The sequence below is a fragment of the Streptomyces sp. JNUCC 63 genome, assembly GCF_054366325.1.
On record NZ_CM135963.1, the window covers coordinates 6435346 to 6450956 of the forward strand.

The following is a 15611-nucleotide window of genomic DNA, read 5'->3' on the forward strand; positions in this document are numbered from 1 at the left end:
GCCACCCCCGGCTCCGCCGTACGCTGAACCCACGTCTAAAATCCGCACGTCAGGGCCGCTCCAGAGCCGTAGCGCCCGTTCGTACCGCCTGGACCACCCGGACGAGGAGCCGTACCTCACATGGCCGAACACCCCGCCTACCCCGTAGGCCTCCGCCTGACCGGCCGCCGCGTGGTCGTCCTCGGCGGTGGCCAGGTCGCCCAGCGCCGCCTCCCGGCGCTCATCGCGGCCGGCGCGGACATCGTCCTCGTCTCGCCCGAGGCGACCGCCTCCGTCGAGGCCATGGCGGACGCGGGCGAGATCGCCTGGCGGCGGCGCCGGTACGAGGACGGCGACCTCGCGGACGCCTGGTACGCGCTGATCGCCACCAGCGACCACGACGCCAACACCCGCGCCTCCGCGGAGGCGGAGCGCCACCGCGTGTGGTGCGTACGCTCCGACGACGCCGACGCGGCGACCGCCTGGACCCCGGCCACCGGCCACAGCGAGGGCGTCACGGTCGCCGTGCTCACCACCAGCGTGCGCGGGCGCGACCCCCGGCACACCGCCGCCATCCGCGACGCGGTGGTCGAGGGACTGCGCGACGGCACCCTTGTCGCCCCGCACCACCGCACCCGCACCCCGGGCGTGGCCCTCGTCGGCGGCGGCCCCGGCGACCCGGACCTGATCACGGTCCGCGGCCGCCGGCTGCTCGCCGAGGCCGACGTCGTCATCGCCGACCGCCTCGGCCCGCGCGACCTGCTCGCCGAACTCCCGCCGCACGTCGAGGTGATCGACGCGGCGAAGATCCCCTACGGCCGCTTCATGGCCCAGGAGGCCATCAACAACGCCCTCATCGAGCACGCCAAGCAGGGCAAGTCGGTGGTCCGGCTCAAGGGCGGCGACCCGTATGTCTTCGGCCGGGGCATGGAGGAGGTCCAGGCGCTCGCCGAGGCCGGCGTACCGTGCACGGTCGTCCCCGGCATCTCCAGCTCCATCTCCGTCCCGGGCGCGGCCGGAATCCCGGTCACCCACCGCGGGGTCGCCCACGAGTTCACCGTGGTCAGCGGGCACGTGGCCCCCGACGACGAGCGCTCCCTGGTCGACTGGCCCAGCCTGGCCGGGCTCACCGGCACCCTCGTGGTCCTCATGGGCGTCGACAAGATCGGGAAGATCGCCGAGACGCTCGTCGCCCACGGCAAGTCCCCCGACACCCCGGTCGCCCTGGTCCAGGAGGGCACGACCGCCGCCCAGCGCCGCGTCGACGCCACCCTCGCGACCGTCGCGGAGACCGTCCGCGCCGAGGACGTGAAGCCGCCGGCCGTCATCGTCATCGGCGAGGTCGTCACGGTCGGCCCAGAAACCTGAGGAGCAACCACCCCGTGGCCGATCTCATCACCGTCGAGGACCCCGACGACCCGCGCCTGGCCGACTACACGGGCCTGACCGACGTGGAGCTGCGCCGCAGGCGCGAACCCGCCGAGGGCCTGTTCATCGCCGAGGGCGAGAAGGTCATCCGCCGGGCCAAGGACGCCGGGTACGAGATGCGCTCGATGCTGCTGTCCGCGAAGTGGGTCGACGTCATGCGGGACGTCATCGACGAACTCCCCGCACCCGTCTACGCCGTCAGCCCCGAACTCGCCGAGCAGGTCACCGGCTACCACGTGCACCGCGGCGCGCTCGCCTCCATGCGGCGCAAGCCGCTGCCCACGGCGGCCGGACTGCTGCGGACGGCCCGCCGGGTCGCGGTCATGGAGTCCGTCAACGACCACACCAACATCGGCGCCATCTTCCGCTCCGCCGCCGCCCTCGGCATGGACGCGGTCCTGCTCTCCCCGGACTGCGCCGACCCGCTCTACCGCCGCAGCGTCAAGGTCTCCATGGGCGCGGTCTTCTCCGTACCGTACGCCCGTCTCGACACCTGGCCCAGGGACCTGGAGTCGGTCCGCGAGGCCGGCTTCACCCTGCTCGCCCTCACCCCGGACGAGAAGGCCAAGTCCCTGGACGAGGCCGCCCCGCACCGCATGGACCGGGTCGCCCTGATGCTCGGCGCGGAGGGCGACGGCCTGTCCACCCGGGCCCTGGCGGCCGCCGACGAGTGGGTCCGCATCCCCATGTCCCACGACGTCGACTCCCTCAACGTGGGCGCGGCAGCCGCGGTCGCCTTCTACGCGGTGGCGACGGGCCGCCCTCAGCTGTAGGACGGCTCGGACGCGTGCACGCGCGCGTGGCTCTGCTGTGTCCGTATAGCGTGGCCGCCGCCGAGCCGCGGCCCCGTCCGCCTGGCGCCACCCCGAGGAAGGGACGGTCGCCGCTCGAGTGTGAACCGACCCGCGAGGTCGGCATGGGGCGCGAGACCCTCGTACGGGAGGGGTCCCCGCCGTGCCCGCCCCAGGGGCGGGCCGTCCTCAGCCGTAGAACTGCGCGGGTACCGCCGCCACGTGCACGCGCGCGTGCTCCTGCTGCGTCCGTACCCCGTGGCCGTCGCCGTCCGGTCCGCGGGCCGGGCCCTGGCAGCCCTGGGCCACTGCGATGCCGAGGGCGACCAGCAGCGTCACCACCACGAACACGAAGAGACGCTGCCGCAGCAGGCGCGGGTTGGCGGGGCGTCGGCCGGTCGCCGTGGGACGCGGACCCGTCCGCCCGGTGCCGCCCCGGGGAGCGGGACGGCCGCCCCTCGAGGTCGGTGTGGGGCGCGAGGCACCCGTACGGGAGGGGGCCCCGCCCCGCCCGCCCCGGGGCGGGCCGCCCCGCGACGGAGGAACGGTGCCCCGGGGCACCGGGGTGCCGGGCGAGGAGTCCGCCGGGCGCCTCCGGCCCCGCGGGCGCTCGGCGTGGTCGGCGCGCTGCCGGCCCGGGTAGGTGTCGACCAGGGGGCCGGTCGGCCGGTCCGGTTCGGCGGCGCGCGGCGCGGGCGGCCGTACGTCACCCAGGTCCTGCGCCTCACGCACCGCGATCTCCTTCAGCCGCAGCGACAACTGCAGTGTGCTCGGCCGCTCCTCGGGGTCCTTCGACAGACACGCCCGCACCAGTGGAGCCAAAGCGTCCGGTACACCGTGCAGCTGGGGTTCCTCGTGCACCACGCGGTACAGCATCACCTCCGAACTGCCCTGCCCGAACGGCGAGTCGCCCGTCGACGCGTACGCCAGCGTCGCCCCCAGCGAGAACACGTCGGTCGCCGGGGTGACGGCCGCGCCGCGCACCTGCTCCGGGGCGAGGAACCCGGGCGAGCCGACCGCCGTGCCGACGTGCGTGAGCGTCGAGGAACCGGTCGCCCAGGCGATGCCGAAGTCGATGATCCGCGGGCCTTTCGGGGACAGCAGGATGTTGGACGGCTTGAGGTCCCGGTGCACCACCCCGGCCTCGTGCACGGCGACCAGCCCCTCGGACAGCGCGGCCCCGATCGCCGCCACCTCCGCGGTGCGGAGCGCACCCTCCTCGGCCACCTTGTCGTGCAGGGAGGGCCCGGGCACGTACTGCGTCGCGAACCACGGCCGGTCCGCCTCCAGGTCTGCCGCCACCAGCCGCGCCGTGCAGCCGCCCCGGATCCGCCGCGCCGCCGAGACCTCGCGCGCGAACCGCGAGCGGAACTCCTGGTCCTCCGCAAGATCCGGCCGGATGACCTTCAGCGCGACCCGCTGGCCCTTCCGGTCGGAGCCCAGGTAGACCACGCCCATCCCGCCCGCGCCGAGCCGTCGGTGAAGCCTGAACGAGCCGACGGCGCGCGGGTCCTCGCGCCTCAGGCGCATCATCGCCATGTTCATCCCCGCTGCCCGGTCCCTGTGACGAGCCACAGCTTACGTACCCGGGGCGGTTCGCGCGCAGAGGCCGCGCCCTCTCGACCGATCGATTGTCGGCGCCGGGCCGGAGACGTGAGGGGCGGTCAAGGTGCTTGGGAGAAGGCTGCATTGAGGTCGGTGACCACCCCAACCGCCGTTTCCTGAAAGGAGGTTGGCCACCGGGGCGGTCGCTGTACGGACCGGTGGCGAGCGGGGCGCACCGAAGGGGTGAGCCCGAGTTGCGCCGGGTTGCCGTGGAAGTGAGGGAAGTCACGAACAGCGGTTGCGGCGGGTGACCCCTCCGGGAAGACCCCGAGAGCCGGACCCGCGTCTCCACCCAGGGGAGTAGTCCCCAGGCCAGGGCTCATCCTCCGGGAGGCCCCCCAATCGGTACGAGGGCATGACGACCCGGGCCCGCCACGCGCCTAGATTTGAGGTCAAGCGGCGGGTGCAGCACTCGTCCCCCGAGGTCGGACGCCCGCCGCTGCCAACGACAACCGAGACGGTCAGGAGAGGGACCATGGCCCTGACGGCAGCGCGGACACTGCTCCGCACGCAGGGACGCGCCACGCGCCCCCGCCGTACTGGCCGTCGCCACCCCCTGGTGGCGACGCTGATGGCCCTTCCCCTGGCGGCCCTGCTCCTGCTCGTCTTCGACGGCTGGAACACAGTGGCCACACAGGCGTCGTCCGTGGGCGTGATGCTGGGCCGCTGAGCGGCGACCCAGGCCCGGAAGAGCGGTCCGGGCAGGGACATCCACCCATGAAACCCCGTGGGGACGGGGGTGCGGCGGACGGCAGAATGCCGGCGCAGCTGGGGAGCTGCGCCGGCATTGTCCTCAGCTGACGCAGCTGCGGGCAATCGTGCACATGGCTGCGGGCAGTCGTGCCTCCCCCAAGCTCTTCGAGCAGGGGACCCCCAGGGCGATGGGGGTCCCCCCTGCTCGAGCGGAGTCGAGAGCTTGGGGGAGGGTGGGCGCAGCGGCACCCTTCGAGCGGGGCAAGCGCACCCACCCCCAGCACCAGCACCGGGCACCGTTCAGCCCACGGCCCGTTCACCCACGTACCCTCACGGTCAGCGCCGCACCCCAGGGAGCCCCGTGACCGCCGACCCACTGCTGCCCACGCTGATCACCCGAGCCGGAGTCGCGGCGCACGCCTACACAAACCCCTGCCCCTGCGGAGCACCCGTCACCCTCGCCCACCGCCCCGACGCCACCGTGGTCCGCCACGCGAACACCGTCGCGAAGGCCCACGCCCCCCACACCGACGCCACCGACCTCGCCCTCCGCCTCACCACGGCCGCGCACCTCCCCGGCATCCTGCTGCCCCCGCTCACCAGAGCCCCGGCCGCCCTCCACGACCGCCTCGTGACCTTCTGGCCGTACGGCACCCCGGTGGACCCGGACACCCCCGACGCCGCTCCCTGGGAGGCCGCCGCCACCCTGCTGGCCCGCCTCCACCGCAGCCCCGCCCCACCGGCCCTGCCCCCCATGCGAGGCCCCGCCAAAGCCGCCCGGGCCGTCGTCCGCCTGCGCGACACGGCGCCCGACCACCTCGCCGCGCACGCCGTCCTGCGCGCCTGGGCGGGCCTTCCGGCCTGGGCCCGCGCCGAGGCCCCCATGCCGGACGGCCGGACTCTCTGCCACGGCGACCTCCACCTCGGCCAGCTCGTCCGCCACCCTGCCCCGGACGGCCCCTGGCTGCTCATCGACGTCGACGACCTCGGCACCGGCGCTCCCGCCTGGGACCTGGGCCGCCCCGCGGCCTGGTACGCCTGCGGACTGCTCCCGCCCGACGAGTGGACCCGCTTCCTGACCGCGTACCGCACGGCCGGCGGCCCGGCCGTCCCCACGGACGGCGACCCCTGGCCCGCCCTGGACGTCCCGGCCCGCGCCCTCACCGTGCAGACCGCCGCGCTGGCCGTCGCCAAGGCGACCGCCGCGGGCCGTCCGCTCGACGAGGTCGAACAGGCCGTGGTCGACGCCTGCGACCGAATGAGCGGGCTCCCGCCGGAGTTGACCGGCGGTGTGCCGAAGGGACTGACGACATAGGGTGCAACCGACCGTGAAGGGACGGAGTCTGTCCCTGCGACACTCGAAGCAGTACCGACCGGCGAGGAGTTGAGCCGACGATGCAGTGTCCGAAGTGCCATGCGCCGATGCACACCTACAACCGCAACGGCGTTCAGATCGAGCAGTGCAGCGGCTGCCGCGGGATCTTCCTCGACTACGGCGAGCTGGAGGCGCTGACCCGCCTGGAGGCCCAGTGGACCCAGCCCGCGCCCCCGCCCGCTCCGCAGGCCTACCCGGCCCCGCCGGCCCCCGCCTGGGGCGCCCCTCACGGTGGCCACGGGCACTACGGCCATCACCGGCACAGGAGCTTCGGCCGCATGCTGTTCTCCAGCTGAGCCCACGAAGAAGCCCCCGGCCGCACGAGACGGCCGGGGGCTTCCTGGTGTGTGGACGATACTGGGATTGAACCAGTGACCTCTTCCGTGTCAGGGAAGCGCTCTCCCGCTGAGCTAATCGTCCTCGGGACCACGACCACGCTCTGAAGCGGATCGTGGGCACTGCGTGCGCGATACTGGGATTGAACCAGTGACCTCTTCCGTGTCAGGGAAGCGCTCTCCCGCTGAGCTAATCGCGCGAGTGGATCTTCGGTTGGATCCAGTGGACGATACTGGGATTGAACCAGTGACCTCTTCCGTGTCAGGGAAGCGCTCTCCCGCTGAGCTAATCGTCCTTGGAGGTGGAGACGGGATTTGAACCCGTGTAGACGGCTTTGCAGGCCGTTGCCTCGCCTCTCGGCCACTCCACCAGGAGTGGAGGGGACCGGGAGATCCCCTCTTCCCTCGAGCGGACGACGAGGCTCGAACTCGCGACCTCAACCTTGGCAAGGTTGCGCTCTACCAACTGAGCTACGTCCGCCTGTCGTTTCGGTCCGCTCACGCGGCCCGGCGACGTGTTGAACTCTAGCGGATTCCGGGGCCAGTACAAAAACGCGTTTGCGCAGCGTGCTGCGCCGCGTCCACTCCGCGACCTGGCCGGGCGCCCGAAACGACACGCCCGGGCCTGGCGAGTCGGGCCCGCCCTACACTTCTCGACGTGCTCGACCTCGCTCCTCTCGCCCGGTTCGGCGACCGTGTCGCCACCGGCCTGGCCGATGTCACCGGCGACCCCGCGGCCCTGGACTCCACCGGTTTCTGGGCCGTCGCCGCCGACTACGAGGGCCGTCTGACCTGCGCCCGCTTCCGTGACGTACGGCAGGAGCCCGTGCCGGCCCCCGCGCCCGGCGCCTGGCGTGGCCCGGCCGCCGGCGACTGGACGTCCTCCCTCGACCGCGCCGCGTACACGGAGGGCGTGCGCCGCGTCCGCGGGCACATCGCGGCCGGCGAGGTCTACCAGGTGAACCTCTGCCGCGTGCTCTCCGCGCCCGTACCGCCCGACGCCGACGTGGACGCCCTGACCGCCGTACTGGCCCGCGGCAACCCGGCGCCGTACGCCGGAACGATTCGCCTGCCCGGGCACGGAGTGGAGATCGCCACCGCGTCCCCCGAGCTCTTCCTGCGCCGCGACGGCCGGACCGTCGAGTCCGGCCCGATCAAGGGCACCGCCCGCACCGAGGCGGAGCTGCTGGACAAGGACTACGCCGAGAACGTGATGATCGTGGATCTGGTCCGCAACGACATCGGACGCGTCTGCGCCACCGGCAGCGTCACCGTGCCCGACCTGTGCGCCGTCGAGAAGCACCCCGGCCTGGTCCACCTCGTCTCCACGGTCCGCGGCGAGCTGCGCGACGGCGCCGGCTGGCCGGAGCTGCTCGACGCCGCCTTCCCGGCCGGCTCGATCACCGGTGCCCCCAAGTCCAGCGCCCTGCGGATCATCGACGCCCTGGAGACCGCGCCCCGCGGCCCCTACTGCGGCGGCATCGGCTGGGTCGACGCCGACCGCGGGGTGGGCGAGCTGGCCGTCGGCATCCGCACCTTCTGGATCGACCGCGCCGCCCGGGGGTCCCCCCTGCGCGAAGAACCCGGGGGAGGCACGGCCGTCCTGCGCTTCGGCGCCGGCGCCGGCATCACCTGGGGTTCCGACCCCGAGGGGGAGTGGCGGGAGACCGAACTGAAGGCGGCCCGGCTGCTCGCGGTAGCGTCGGGCACGTACGAGAACAGCGGAGAGGGACTGCGACAGTGCTGTGCCGGCCCGGAGGGCACCCCCCGGACCCCCGGCCGACGTGACGCACCCGGTACGGACTTGCGAGGTAAGGATCAGTGAAGATCTGGCTCGACGGCGGGCTGCGGGACATCGAGTCCGCACGCGTCTCCGTTCTCGACCACGGGCTGACCGTGGGCGACGGCATCTTCGAGACGGTGAAAGCGACCGGCGGAAAGCCGTTCGCGCTCACCCGCCACCTGGACCGTCTCACCCGGTCCGCCCGCGGCCTCGGCCTGCCCGACCCCGACCACGACGAGATCCGCCGCGCCTGTGCCGCCGTCCTCGAAGCCAACCCGATGCCGCTGGGCCGGCTGCGCATCACCTACACCGGCGGACACGGCCCCCTCGGCTCCGACCGCGGCGACCAGGGCCCGACCCTGGTGGTCGCCCTCGGCGAGACCACCCGCCGCCCCGACTCCACCGCCGTCATCACGGTCCCCTGGACCCGCAACGAGCGCGGCGCGCTCACCGGCCTGAAGACCACCTCGTACGCCGAGAACGTCGTCGCCCTCGCCCGCGCACACCGGCACGGCGCCACCGAGGCCCTGTTCGGCAACACCGTCGGCCGGCTCTGCGAGGGCACCGGCTCCAACGTCTTCGTCGTCCTCGACGGCGAGATCCACACCCCGCCGCTCGCCTCCGGCTGCCTCGCCGGCATCACGCGCGCGCTCACGATCGAGTGGACGGGAGCGAAGGAGACCGACCTGCCGCTGGACGTCCTGCGGCGGGCCGACGAAATCCTCCTCACCTCCACCCTGCGCGACATCCAGGCCGTCCACCGCGTCGACGACCGCGAACTGCCGGGCACACCGGGCCCGGTGACGGCCAAGGCGATGCGCGTCTTCGAGGAACGGTCCGGGGACGACCTGGACCCGTGACAGCAGCACACCCGTAACAGCGGCACGGAGGAGGAGCAGCACATATTCGGCTGCTCCACGGCCCCGCAGCGGGTAGAACACCCCTGATGACCACGACTCTGCGGCCGACCGAGCCGCTTCAGCAGCACGCCGACGGGACCCGCTCACGCCGCTACCAGGTGTGCGTGAACAGCCGGCCCGTCGGCGGGATCCACCTGTCCACGCACCCCGTCTTCGGGCCGGCCGTCGCCCGCATCCTCGACCTGCGCATCGACGAGCCGGACCGCCGACGGGGCCGCGGCACGGTGGCCGCGCTCGCCGCCGAGGAGGTGGTGCGCGGCTGGGGCTGCGAGCGGATCGAGGCCGCCGTACCCGCCGACGCCGGGGCCGCGGTCCGGCTCGTCACGGCACTCGGCTACGTCGAGCGCAACCGCGGCATGGAGAAACAGCTCGGCACCACCGCACCCGAACTGCCCGCCGGCAGCCGGGGCAGACCCATGACCGAGGCCGAGTACGGGCCGTGGCTCGAACACGGCAAGGCCGCCTACGCCCGGAGCTGGATCGACCGTGGCGTACCCGCCGACCAGGCGCGGGCCAAGTCGGAGGACGACCACGCCCGGCTGCTGCCCCAGGGGCTCGCGACCCCGGGCATGCTGCTCAGCGTCCTGGAGCACGAGGGCACCCCGGTCGGCACACTGTGGGTGGCGATCACCGAGGACCGGGCCTACGTCTACGACGTCGAGGCCGACGAGCGCCACCGCGGCCGGGGCCACGGCCGCTCCCTGATGCTGCTGGCCGAGGCCCAGGCGGTGGCCGAGGGCAGGCGCGTCCTGGGCCTGAACGTCTTCGCGGGCAACACCCCGGCCGAGCGGCTGTACGAGTCGCTGGGCTACCGGCCGGTGCTCCACTCCCTCTACAAGGGGTTGCTCTGACCCAGCAGCCGGTCCACGATCTCCTCGATGCGCTCGCGCAGCCCCTCCTGGCTCCTGCCGCCGTCCAGGCGCTCGCCGCCGATGACGTACGTCGGTGTGCCGGTGACGCCGATCGCCTTGCCCTCGGCCTGGTCGGCGTCGACGATCAGGATGTGCCGGCCGTCGACCAGCGCGGTGTCGAACTCCTCGGCGTCCAGGCCCAGTTCACGGGCCACCTCGACCAGGACGGGCTCGCCCCCGCGGTCCAGCTCCTCGACCCGGGCGAGCACCGCCTCCACGTACGGCCACAGCCGGCCCTGCTCGGCGGCCTCCTCGGCGGCCTGCGCGGCGGCGAAGGCGTGCCTGTGCTTCTCCAGCGGGAAGTGCCGCAGCCGCAGCTCCAGCCGGTCGCCGTACCGGGCGCGCAGGGCCCGCAGGTCCTCCAGCGCGGTACGGCAGTCGGGGCACTGCAGCTCGCACCAGACGTCGAGGACGGGGGCGGCGGTGGATACGGGGGAGGAGTCGCTCATGCGTCCAGTCTCCCAGGCCCTGGCACCTGCGGAGGAGGCTACCCGGAGATCTCCCTGATCTCCGTCCCGAGCGTGGCTTCCCGGGGGCCGGACGGTGCAGGATGGAAGGGACGAACCGCCCCGACCCGGTGAGCCCCGACTGGAGGACCGGATGATTGCCGAGACCGTCTGTTCCGCCGTTTCCGCGGCAGGCCTGGGCATCGCCGTGGTCACGGCCTACCGCAAACGCTTCCTCACCGCGGCCCGTGTCGCCGCCTACTCCCTCATCCCCGTCGGCCTGGTGATGACGGGAATCGTCGGCTGGCTGGCCGACACGGCCTTCAGCCCGACCGCCTGGGCGGGCTTCGGCCTGCTCGGCGGCGCCTGGCTGCTCTTCATGACGACCCGGGCGGTCGAGCGCCGCCGCGGCGGTACGCGGCGGGAGCGCAAGGAGGCGGCCCGCGCGGCGGGCCAGGGCGCGGTGGTTCCGGTGGCGTCGGCGCCGTCCCTGGGCCCGGCCACCGGCCGGACCGGCCGTCCCGCCTCCCGTCCGGCCTCCCGTCCGGCGGCAGGGTCCGGGGGCGAGGACGACTTCAGCGACATCGAGGCCATCCTCAAGAAGCACGGCATATGACGCTCGTTCTCCGACCGTAAGTGATCAAGGTCCGCGCCGAAGCGAAACGAAGATCACGGAATCCGGGAACTCCCGCACATTACGTGCGTGTTGATCGCATCACGGGTGCCGGCTGCGTCATCATCGCCCCCGAGATGGTGGACACGACACAGAGCGAGTCCGCGCCGCCGCAGGGCGAGCGGCGCGGCTGCCTCTTCGCCCTATCCCAGCCGCCGCTGATGATCTTCCTTGCGGTGATCGGGTGTCTGCTGCTCATGGCTTCGTTGCACGACCTGCTGTTGCTGTGAGCCGTACCCGTGCGTCCTCGGCGCCACCCGCCGGGGACCACGACCACACCATCGACGCGCCCCTGTCCTGCCCGCGACCGGCCCGCCGCCCGGCCGCGGCGCTCAGCCCGTCGTCGCCTCCTTGCGGCGCGCCCGGTAGGCGGCCACATGCAGACGGTTGCCGCACGTACGGCTGTCGCAGTACCGCCGCGAGCGGTTGCGGGAGAGGTCGACGAAGGCGCGCCGGCAGTCGGGAGCCTCGCAGCGCCGTAGCCGCTCACGCTCCCCGGCCACCACGAAGAACGCGAGCGCCATGCCACCGTCGGCGGCCAGATGGTCGGCCACGGAGGCGCCGGGCGCGAAGTAGTGGATGTGCCAGTCGTACCCGTCGTGGTCCGTCAGCCGGGGCGTGGTGCCGGCGGCGGCGACCAATTCGTTGATCATGCCCGCAGCGGTCCGGCAGTCCGGGGCCGCGAAGATCCCGGCGAACCGGCCGCGGATCCCGCGCACCGCCGAGAGGTCGAACTCCGACAGCGCCCCGACATCGCTCATTTTGTGGTTTTGTACGAAATCCTCGAGTGTCGCGACGTCCGCCAGCCCGTCCGGAGCCGCATCGTCCTCCGGCGCGGTGTTCACCAGATCCACCACGGTGTCCAGTGCGCACCGGGTGTCGTGGGTGATCAGCACGTTTCGCTCCCTGGCCTGGGGATCGGGCACACGCCCGCCGATGCAGGCCGATAGTAGTGGCTCCGCGCGCATCCGAGCAGCCGATGGCGCCGCCGCGCCACGCGGGCACACCGGCATCAGCCCCCGCCGGGGGACCGGTGCCGGTGTGTCCTGTATGCGGTTGTCCTGGCCCGAGCCGTCTCCCCGAGTGGACGGCAACGGGCAGTCTGCAGGGCCTTGAGAGGCCTGTCGCTAACTTTCCGCGAGGATGTGCGAGAGCTCCTGATCCAGATCGAAGTGCCGGTGTTCCGTACCGGGAGGCACGGCCGCGTCCGTCCGCTTCAGGAAGGACTCCAGGGCCCGCGCCGGGGCCTCCAGCAGGGCCTCGCCCTCCGGGGAGCTCAGGGCGATGCACACGACGCCCTGACCATGGCTGCGCGACGGCCAGACACGGACGTCGCCGGTGCCGGTGGGACGGTGAAGCCCCTCGGCGAGGAGGTCGCGGGCGAACACCCACTCGACGGTCTCCTCGGCTCCGGTGTGGAAGGTGGCGTGCACGGCGTAGGGGTCGGCCGTGTCGTACCGCAGGCCTGCGGGGACAGGCAGGGAGGACTCGCTCGACACAACGAGGCGCAGGTGCAGCTCGCAGCTGACCGTGGTGTTCATAAGCGCCAGGGCCTTTCGCTCAGTGTGCGCTCGGGGATTCGCACGTCGGCGAAATCGACATGCCACCTACGGTGCCGTTGTAAACCCCTCTGAGGGTTTTGCCTGGCTTTACGTAACTCTTCCGGCCGAGAACCTGTTCGCGCGGTACGTCCATTCCGGTGACTGGTTTCTCTCCGGTAGTGTTCAACCATATGAATACGGGCAGTGACGAGCCGGGTGAGGCGGTCGGGGCATCGGATCCGGCGAAGACCGAGGCCGAGACCGACCGGACGCGGGACCGGCGGGGACTCGGGTCACGGGCCCCCGCATTCGTCCGGTCACGGCGTGTGCTGCACCTGAGCTGGCAGGTCGGGATCTTCGTCGTCGGTCTCGCGGTCGTGATCGCCGGGGCCGTCATGCTCGCGTTCCCCGGACCGGGCTGGGCTGTGATCTTCGGCGGCATGGCGATCTGGGCGACCGAGTTCGTGTGGGCCCAGCTCGCGCTGCGCTGGACCAAGCGCAAGGTCACCGAGCTGGCCCAGCGGGCCCTCGACCCCAGGGTGCGCCGACGCAACATCGCCCTGACCGTGATCGGCCTGGTGATCACCACGGTGCTGGTCGGGGTGTACCTCTGGAAGTTCGGCCTTGTGGCGCCCTGGAGCATCGAACGGTGATCGGGGCCGGTTCCGGGCGGCTGACCGCCGTCCTGGCCTCGGGCACCCCCTGACATGCGGTAATGTTCTCCCCGTGCCCGGGCGATTAGCTCAGTGGGAGAGCGCTTCGTTCACACCGAAGAGGTCACTGGTTCGAACCCAGTATCGCCCACCCGGAACCGGCGGCCCGTCTGCGATCACGCAGGCGGGCCGCCGTCGTCTGCCGTCGGTGAGAAGTTCCTGCCCGCGTCATTGACGCGCCTGCGAGCCCTCCGCGCCTTGTGCCGGCAAGCGCTTACTCGAAACGATTCGCGATGGCGGGCGACGTTGCCGGGAGGGCCCGACTGCGGGAATCGGCAGGAGCATGGAGAGGCGAACCATTCTGAAGGCGGCCGGGGCTTCGGCGGCGGTGCTCGGCCTCGGCGCGACGACCGGGTGTGGTGGCGAAAGCGGTTCCGGGGACGGGACGGTGACGATCCGTTACTTGTAGTGGGGCGCGGGAGAACGCGCCGGGAGGATCAACCAGGCCATCGCGCTCTTCGAGAAGAAGTACCCGAAGGTCAAGGTGAAGACGGACTTTCGGACCCGTCGGTCTTTCTGGGAGAAGTGCCGGACGCAGGCCTCCGGCGGAAATCCCCGGATGTTTTCCAAAACGCCGTCACATTCCTTCGGAAATACGACAAGAGGGGAGTCCTGCTCGATCTGGGGTCACAGATCGACGCGGGCAATCCGAGGCTGGACAACTTCCGCGCTGGTGTCACCTACTGCAAGGGCCAGGTGGAGACGCGGCGCTGGTACGGCTTCTGGGGCTACGGCGACATCATGCGCACCTACGACGCGGCCCTGCACGTGTGGCGGTACGACGTCGGCGGCTACGCCTGGGACAACCCCGAACCCTCGCCCGACCTCTGGCTCTGGTACGCCTACCTGCGCAGCGACCGCGCCGGCATCCTCCGCTTCGCCGAGGCGGTGACCCGGCACACCGGCGAGGCCGGCGTCCACCACCTCGGCACATGGGCCGGCCTCGGCACGGCGTGCAGTACTTCGCCGGCAGCGCCAAGCAGCAGCGCATCGCCAACACCACCTGCCGGCGCTTCTCCTGCTTCCTCACCGCCGACGAACGTGTGGGCGACCTGATGCACGCCAGCGTCGACTCCGACGAGACCTTCCTCGCCTCGGCCCGCTCCGCAAGGTCCGCACCGAGCCGTACATGCCCGACCGGCACGCCCTGTCGATCGGCTTCGGCACCGACTGGAGCGGTCTGGCCTCCGCCTGGCTCACCGAGTGGGGGCGCAAGGGCCCCGAGTGATCGAGAACCTGGCGCTGCTCGGCGCGACAGGATGCCCTCGTAACGAGCGAGTGGTGAGGGAGCGCCGTCGCACGGGCGGGCGCTCACGCCGAGTGTGGCCCACGTCACGCCACACGGCACGGGTGCGCGTACACGGCGCCGGAGCGGATCGGGGACTGGCCGCCCATCTCGAAGCGGTTTGAAGGAAGCCCACCGGGACCTGTATTGTTCAGTGCGTTCCCGGGCGATTAGCTCAGTGGGAGAGCGCTTCGTTCACACCGAAGAGGTCACTGGTTCGAACCCAGTATCGCCCACCCGAGGAAAAGGCCGGTCCGCCGCAGCGGACCGGCCTTTCGCATGTACGCCTACGCGGCCGCCGCCGGAAGCTCCGGCCGCAGCGGCCACGACGGATCCACCGTCTCCTCCACGCCGCTGCGCGCGAACCACGCCTGCAGGCCCCGGGCCTGCGCCGCGTGCCACCCCGTCTGCAAGGTGTGCAGCTCGGAAGGGGTCAGGCGCTCCAGGCGGGCCGCGAAGCAGCGGCCCAGCGCCCGTACGACCTCCAGCGCGGCCAGCGCGTCCGCCGCCGCGTCGTGCGCGTCGGCCAGCTCGACCTCGTAGTGCGCGCACAGGTCGGCAAGGGTGCGCCGCCCCTTGCGATAGCGGTCCAGGTGCTTGTCCAGGACCCGCGGATCGAGCACGCACAGCGGCGAGGACTCGAACCAGCGCTGCAGCGACGAGGCCCGGTGACGGCGCAACTCCCGGTCGAACAGCGTCAGATCGAACGGAGCGTTCATCACCACCAGCGGACGGCCCCGCGCGGCCTGCTCCGCCAACTCCTCGGCCATCTCGTACATCACCGGCGCCGGCCAGCGCCCATTGCGCTGCAGATGCTCCTCCGTCAGCCCGTGCACCGCCGTCGCCGCCTCGGGCACCGGCACGCCCGGGTTCACCAGCCAGCGGGTCACCCGCGGCCGGAGGCCCGGGGCGTCCTGGACGACGACGGCGGCCGACACGATGCGGTCGGTCTCGACGTCGACACCCGTGGTCTCCGTGTCGAACGCGGCCAGAGGCCCCTCGTACCAGCACGCCATACGCCCACAACTCCTCGCTCACCCAGGGCAGCTGACGCACCGCCTTCTGCCCGTTCGGTGATACCCGGGCTGTTTGCGCCGTACGCCGGAAGGACACAACAGAAGTACGGGTCTTTG

Annotated in this window: 16 protein-coding genes, 7 tRNA genes and 2 pseudogenes; 15 read left to right on the plus strand and 10 right to left on the minus strand. The window is 72.3% G+C overall.

Going from position 1 to position 15611, the window contains the following annotated elements; all coding sequences use genetic code 11:
* Nucleotides 1-120 precede the first annotated feature (120 nt).
* Complete coding sequence (cobA, locus tag ACX25U_RS29635) at nt 121-1347, plus strand: uroporphyrinogen-III C-methyltransferase (RefSeq protein ID WP_454384506.1); 1227 nt, start codon at nt 121-123, stop codon at nt 1345-1347.
* 14 nt (nt 1348-1361) lie between these two features.
* Nucleotides 1362-2180 carry a TrmH family RNA methyltransferase gene (locus ACX25U_RS29640; protein WP_454384508.1) on the plus strand — a complete coding sequence of 273 codons (819 nt, stop codon included), beginning with the start codon at nt 1362-1364 and terminating at the stop codon, nt 2178-2180.
* A 207-nt stretch (nt 2181-2387) separates the two neighbouring features.
* Here ACX25U_RS29640 and ACX25U_RS29645 read toward each other — a convergent pair whose 3' ends face one another.
* A complete protein-coding gene (locus tag ACX25U_RS29645) occupies nt 2388-3743 on the minus strand; it encodes a serine/threonine-protein kinase (protein ID WP_454384510.1) in 1356 nt (451 codons plus the stop codon).
* 535 nt (nt 3744-4278) lie between these two features.
* Between ACX25U_RS29645 and ACX25U_RS29650 the strand changes: the two genes are divergently transcribed.
* The 3 genes from ACX25U_RS29650 to ACX25U_RS29660 all read left to right on the plus strand — a co-directional run bounded on the left by ACX25U_RS29650 (nt 4279) and on the right by ACX25U_RS29660 (nt 6167).
* A complete protein-coding gene (locus ACX25U_RS29650) occupies nt 4279-4473 on the plus strand; it encodes a hypothetical protein (RefSeq protein WP_454384512.1) in 195 nt (64 codons plus the stop codon).
* A 384-nt stretch (nt 4474-4857) separates the two neighbouring features.
* Nucleotides 4858-5811 carry a phosphotransferase family protein gene (locus ACX25U_RS29655; protein WP_454384514.1) on the plus strand — a complete coding sequence of 318 codons (954 nt, stop codon included), beginning with the start codon at nt 4858-4860 and terminating at the stop codon, nt 5809-5811.
* A gap of 80 nt (nt 5812-5891) precedes the next feature.
* Nucleotides 5892-6167 (plus strand): TFIIB-type zinc ribbon-containing protein, encoded by a 276-nt coding sequence (locus ACX25U_RS29660; RefSeq protein ID WP_454384516.1) that lies wholly within the window; start codon nt 5892-5894, stop codon nt 6165-6167.
* A gap of 52 nt (nt 6168-6219) precedes the next feature.
* Here the strand turns inward: ACX25U_RS29660 and ACX25U_RS29665 are convergent.
* From ACX25U_RS29665 to ACX25U_RS29685, 5 genes are all read right to left on the minus strand, one after another.
* Nucleotides 6220-6291, minus strand: a tRNA-Val gene (locus tag ACX25U_RS29665).
* Nucleotides 6292-6334: 43 nt separating this feature from the next.
* A tRNA-Val gene (locus ACX25U_RS29670) sits at nt 6335-6406 on the minus strand.
* A gap of 24 nt (nt 6407-6430) precedes the next feature.
* Nucleotides 6431-6502 (minus strand) — tRNA-Val (locus ACX25U_RS29675).
* 1 nt (nt 6503) lies between these two features.
* Nucleotides 6504-6577: transfer RNA gene (locus ACX25U_RS29680), tRNA-Cys, on the minus strand.
* A gap of 37 nt (nt 6578-6614) precedes the next feature.
* Nucleotides 6615-6687: transfer RNA gene (locus tag ACX25U_RS29685), tRNA-Gly, on the minus strand.
* A gap of 177 nt (nt 6688-6864) precedes the next feature.
* On the opposite strand from ACX25U_RS29685, the gene ACX25U_RS29690 reads away from it, so the two are divergent.
* From ACX25U_RS29690 to ACX25U_RS29700, 3 genes are all read left to right on the plus strand, one after another.
* Entirely contained in the window at nt 6865-8031 is a 1167-nt protein-coding gene (locus ACX25U_RS29690; protein ID WP_454384518.1) for a chorismate-binding protein, read from the plus strand.
* Nucleotides 8028-8849, plus strand: a complete 822-nt coding sequence (locus ACX25U_RS29695) for an aminotransferase class IV (RefSeq protein WP_454384520.1) — start codon at nt 8028-8030, stop codon at nt 8847-8849. The genes ACX25U_RS29690 and ACX25U_RS29695 overlap by 4 nt, the downstream gene beginning before the upstream one ends.
* Before the next feature lie 86 nt (nt 8850-8935).
* Nucleotides 8936-9760, plus strand: coding sequence for a GNAT family N-acetyltransferase (locus ACX25U_RS29700; RefSeq protein ID WP_454384521.1), 825 nt, complete (start codon nt 8936-8938; stop codon nt 9758-9760).
* Here ACX25U_RS29700 and ACX25U_RS29705 read toward each other — a convergent pair.
* Nucleotides 9742-10269, minus strand: coding sequence for a DsbA family protein (locus tag ACX25U_RS29705; protein ID WP_454384523.1), 528 nt, complete (start codon nt 10267-10269; stop codon nt 9742-9744). The two genes, ACX25U_RS29700 and ACX25U_RS29705, sit on opposite strands and share 19 nt — an antisense overlap.
* Nucleotides 10270-10420: 151 nt before the next feature.
* On the opposite strand from ACX25U_RS29705, the gene ACX25U_RS29710 reads away from it, so the two are divergent.
* On the plus strand, nt 10421-10882 hold the full coding sequence (locus tag ACX25U_RS29710) for a hypothetical protein (RefSeq protein WP_454384525.1): 462 nt from the start codon (nt 10421-10423) through the stop codon (nt 10880-10882).
* 20 nt (nt 10883-10902) lie between these two features.
* Nucleotides 10903-11169 (plus strand): hypothetical protein, encoded by a 267-nt coding sequence (locus tag ACX25U_RS29715; RefSeq protein ID WP_454394837.1) that lies wholly within the window; start codon nt 10903-10905, stop codon nt 11167-11169.
* Between the two features lie 102 nt (nt 11170-11271).
* Here the strand turns inward: ACX25U_RS29715 and ACX25U_RS29720 are convergent, their stop codons facing one another.
* A complete protein-coding gene (locus ACX25U_RS29720; RefSeq protein WP_454384527.1) occupies nt 11272-11835 on the minus strand; it encodes a CGNR zinc finger domain-containing protein in 564 nt (187 codons plus the stop codon).
* A gap of 231 nt (nt 11836-12066) precedes the next feature.
* On the minus strand, nt 12067-12480 hold the full coding sequence (locus ACX25U_RS29725; RefSeq protein ID WP_004002642.1) for an SsgA family sporulation/cell division regulator: 414 nt from the start codon (nt 12478-12480) through the stop codon (nt 12067-12069).
* A 191-nt stretch (nt 12481-12671) separates the two neighbouring features.
* Between ACX25U_RS29725 and ACX25U_RS29730 the strand changes: the two genes are divergently transcribed.
* The 5 genes and pseudogenes from ACX25U_RS29730 to ACX25U_RS29750 all read left to right on the plus strand — a co-directional run bounded on the left by ACX25U_RS29730 (nt 12672) and on the right by ACX25U_RS29750 (nt 14714).
* A complete protein-coding gene (locus tag ACX25U_RS29730; RefSeq protein WP_454384529.1) occupies nt 12672-13133 on the plus strand; it encodes a TIGR02611 family protein in 462 nt (153 codons plus the stop codon).
* Nucleotides 13134-13212: 79 nt separating this feature from the next.
* Nucleotides 13213-13284: transfer RNA gene (locus tag ACX25U_RS29735), tRNA-Val, on the plus strand.
* Nucleotides 13285-13476: 192 nt separating this feature from the next.
* Nucleotides 13477-13871: pseudogene (locus tag ACX25U_RS29740) on the plus strand (ABC transporter substrate-binding protein); the annotation flags it as partial.
* A pseudogene (locus tag ACX25U_RS29745) lies at nt 13872-14418 on the plus strand (exo-rhamnogalacturonan lyase family protein); the annotation flags it as partial.
* A 224-nt stretch (nt 14419-14642) separates the two neighbouring features.
* Nucleotides 14643-14714, plus strand: a tRNA-Val gene (locus tag ACX25U_RS29750).
* 51 nt (nt 14715-14765) lie between these two features.
* Here ACX25U_RS29750 and ACX25U_RS29755 read toward each other — a convergent pair.
* A complete protein-coding gene (locus ACX25U_RS29755; protein ID WP_454384530.1) occupies nt 14766-15494 on the minus strand; it encodes an exonuclease domain-containing protein in 729 nt (242 codons plus the stop codon).
* Nucleotides 15495-15611 lie beyond the last annotated feature (117 nt).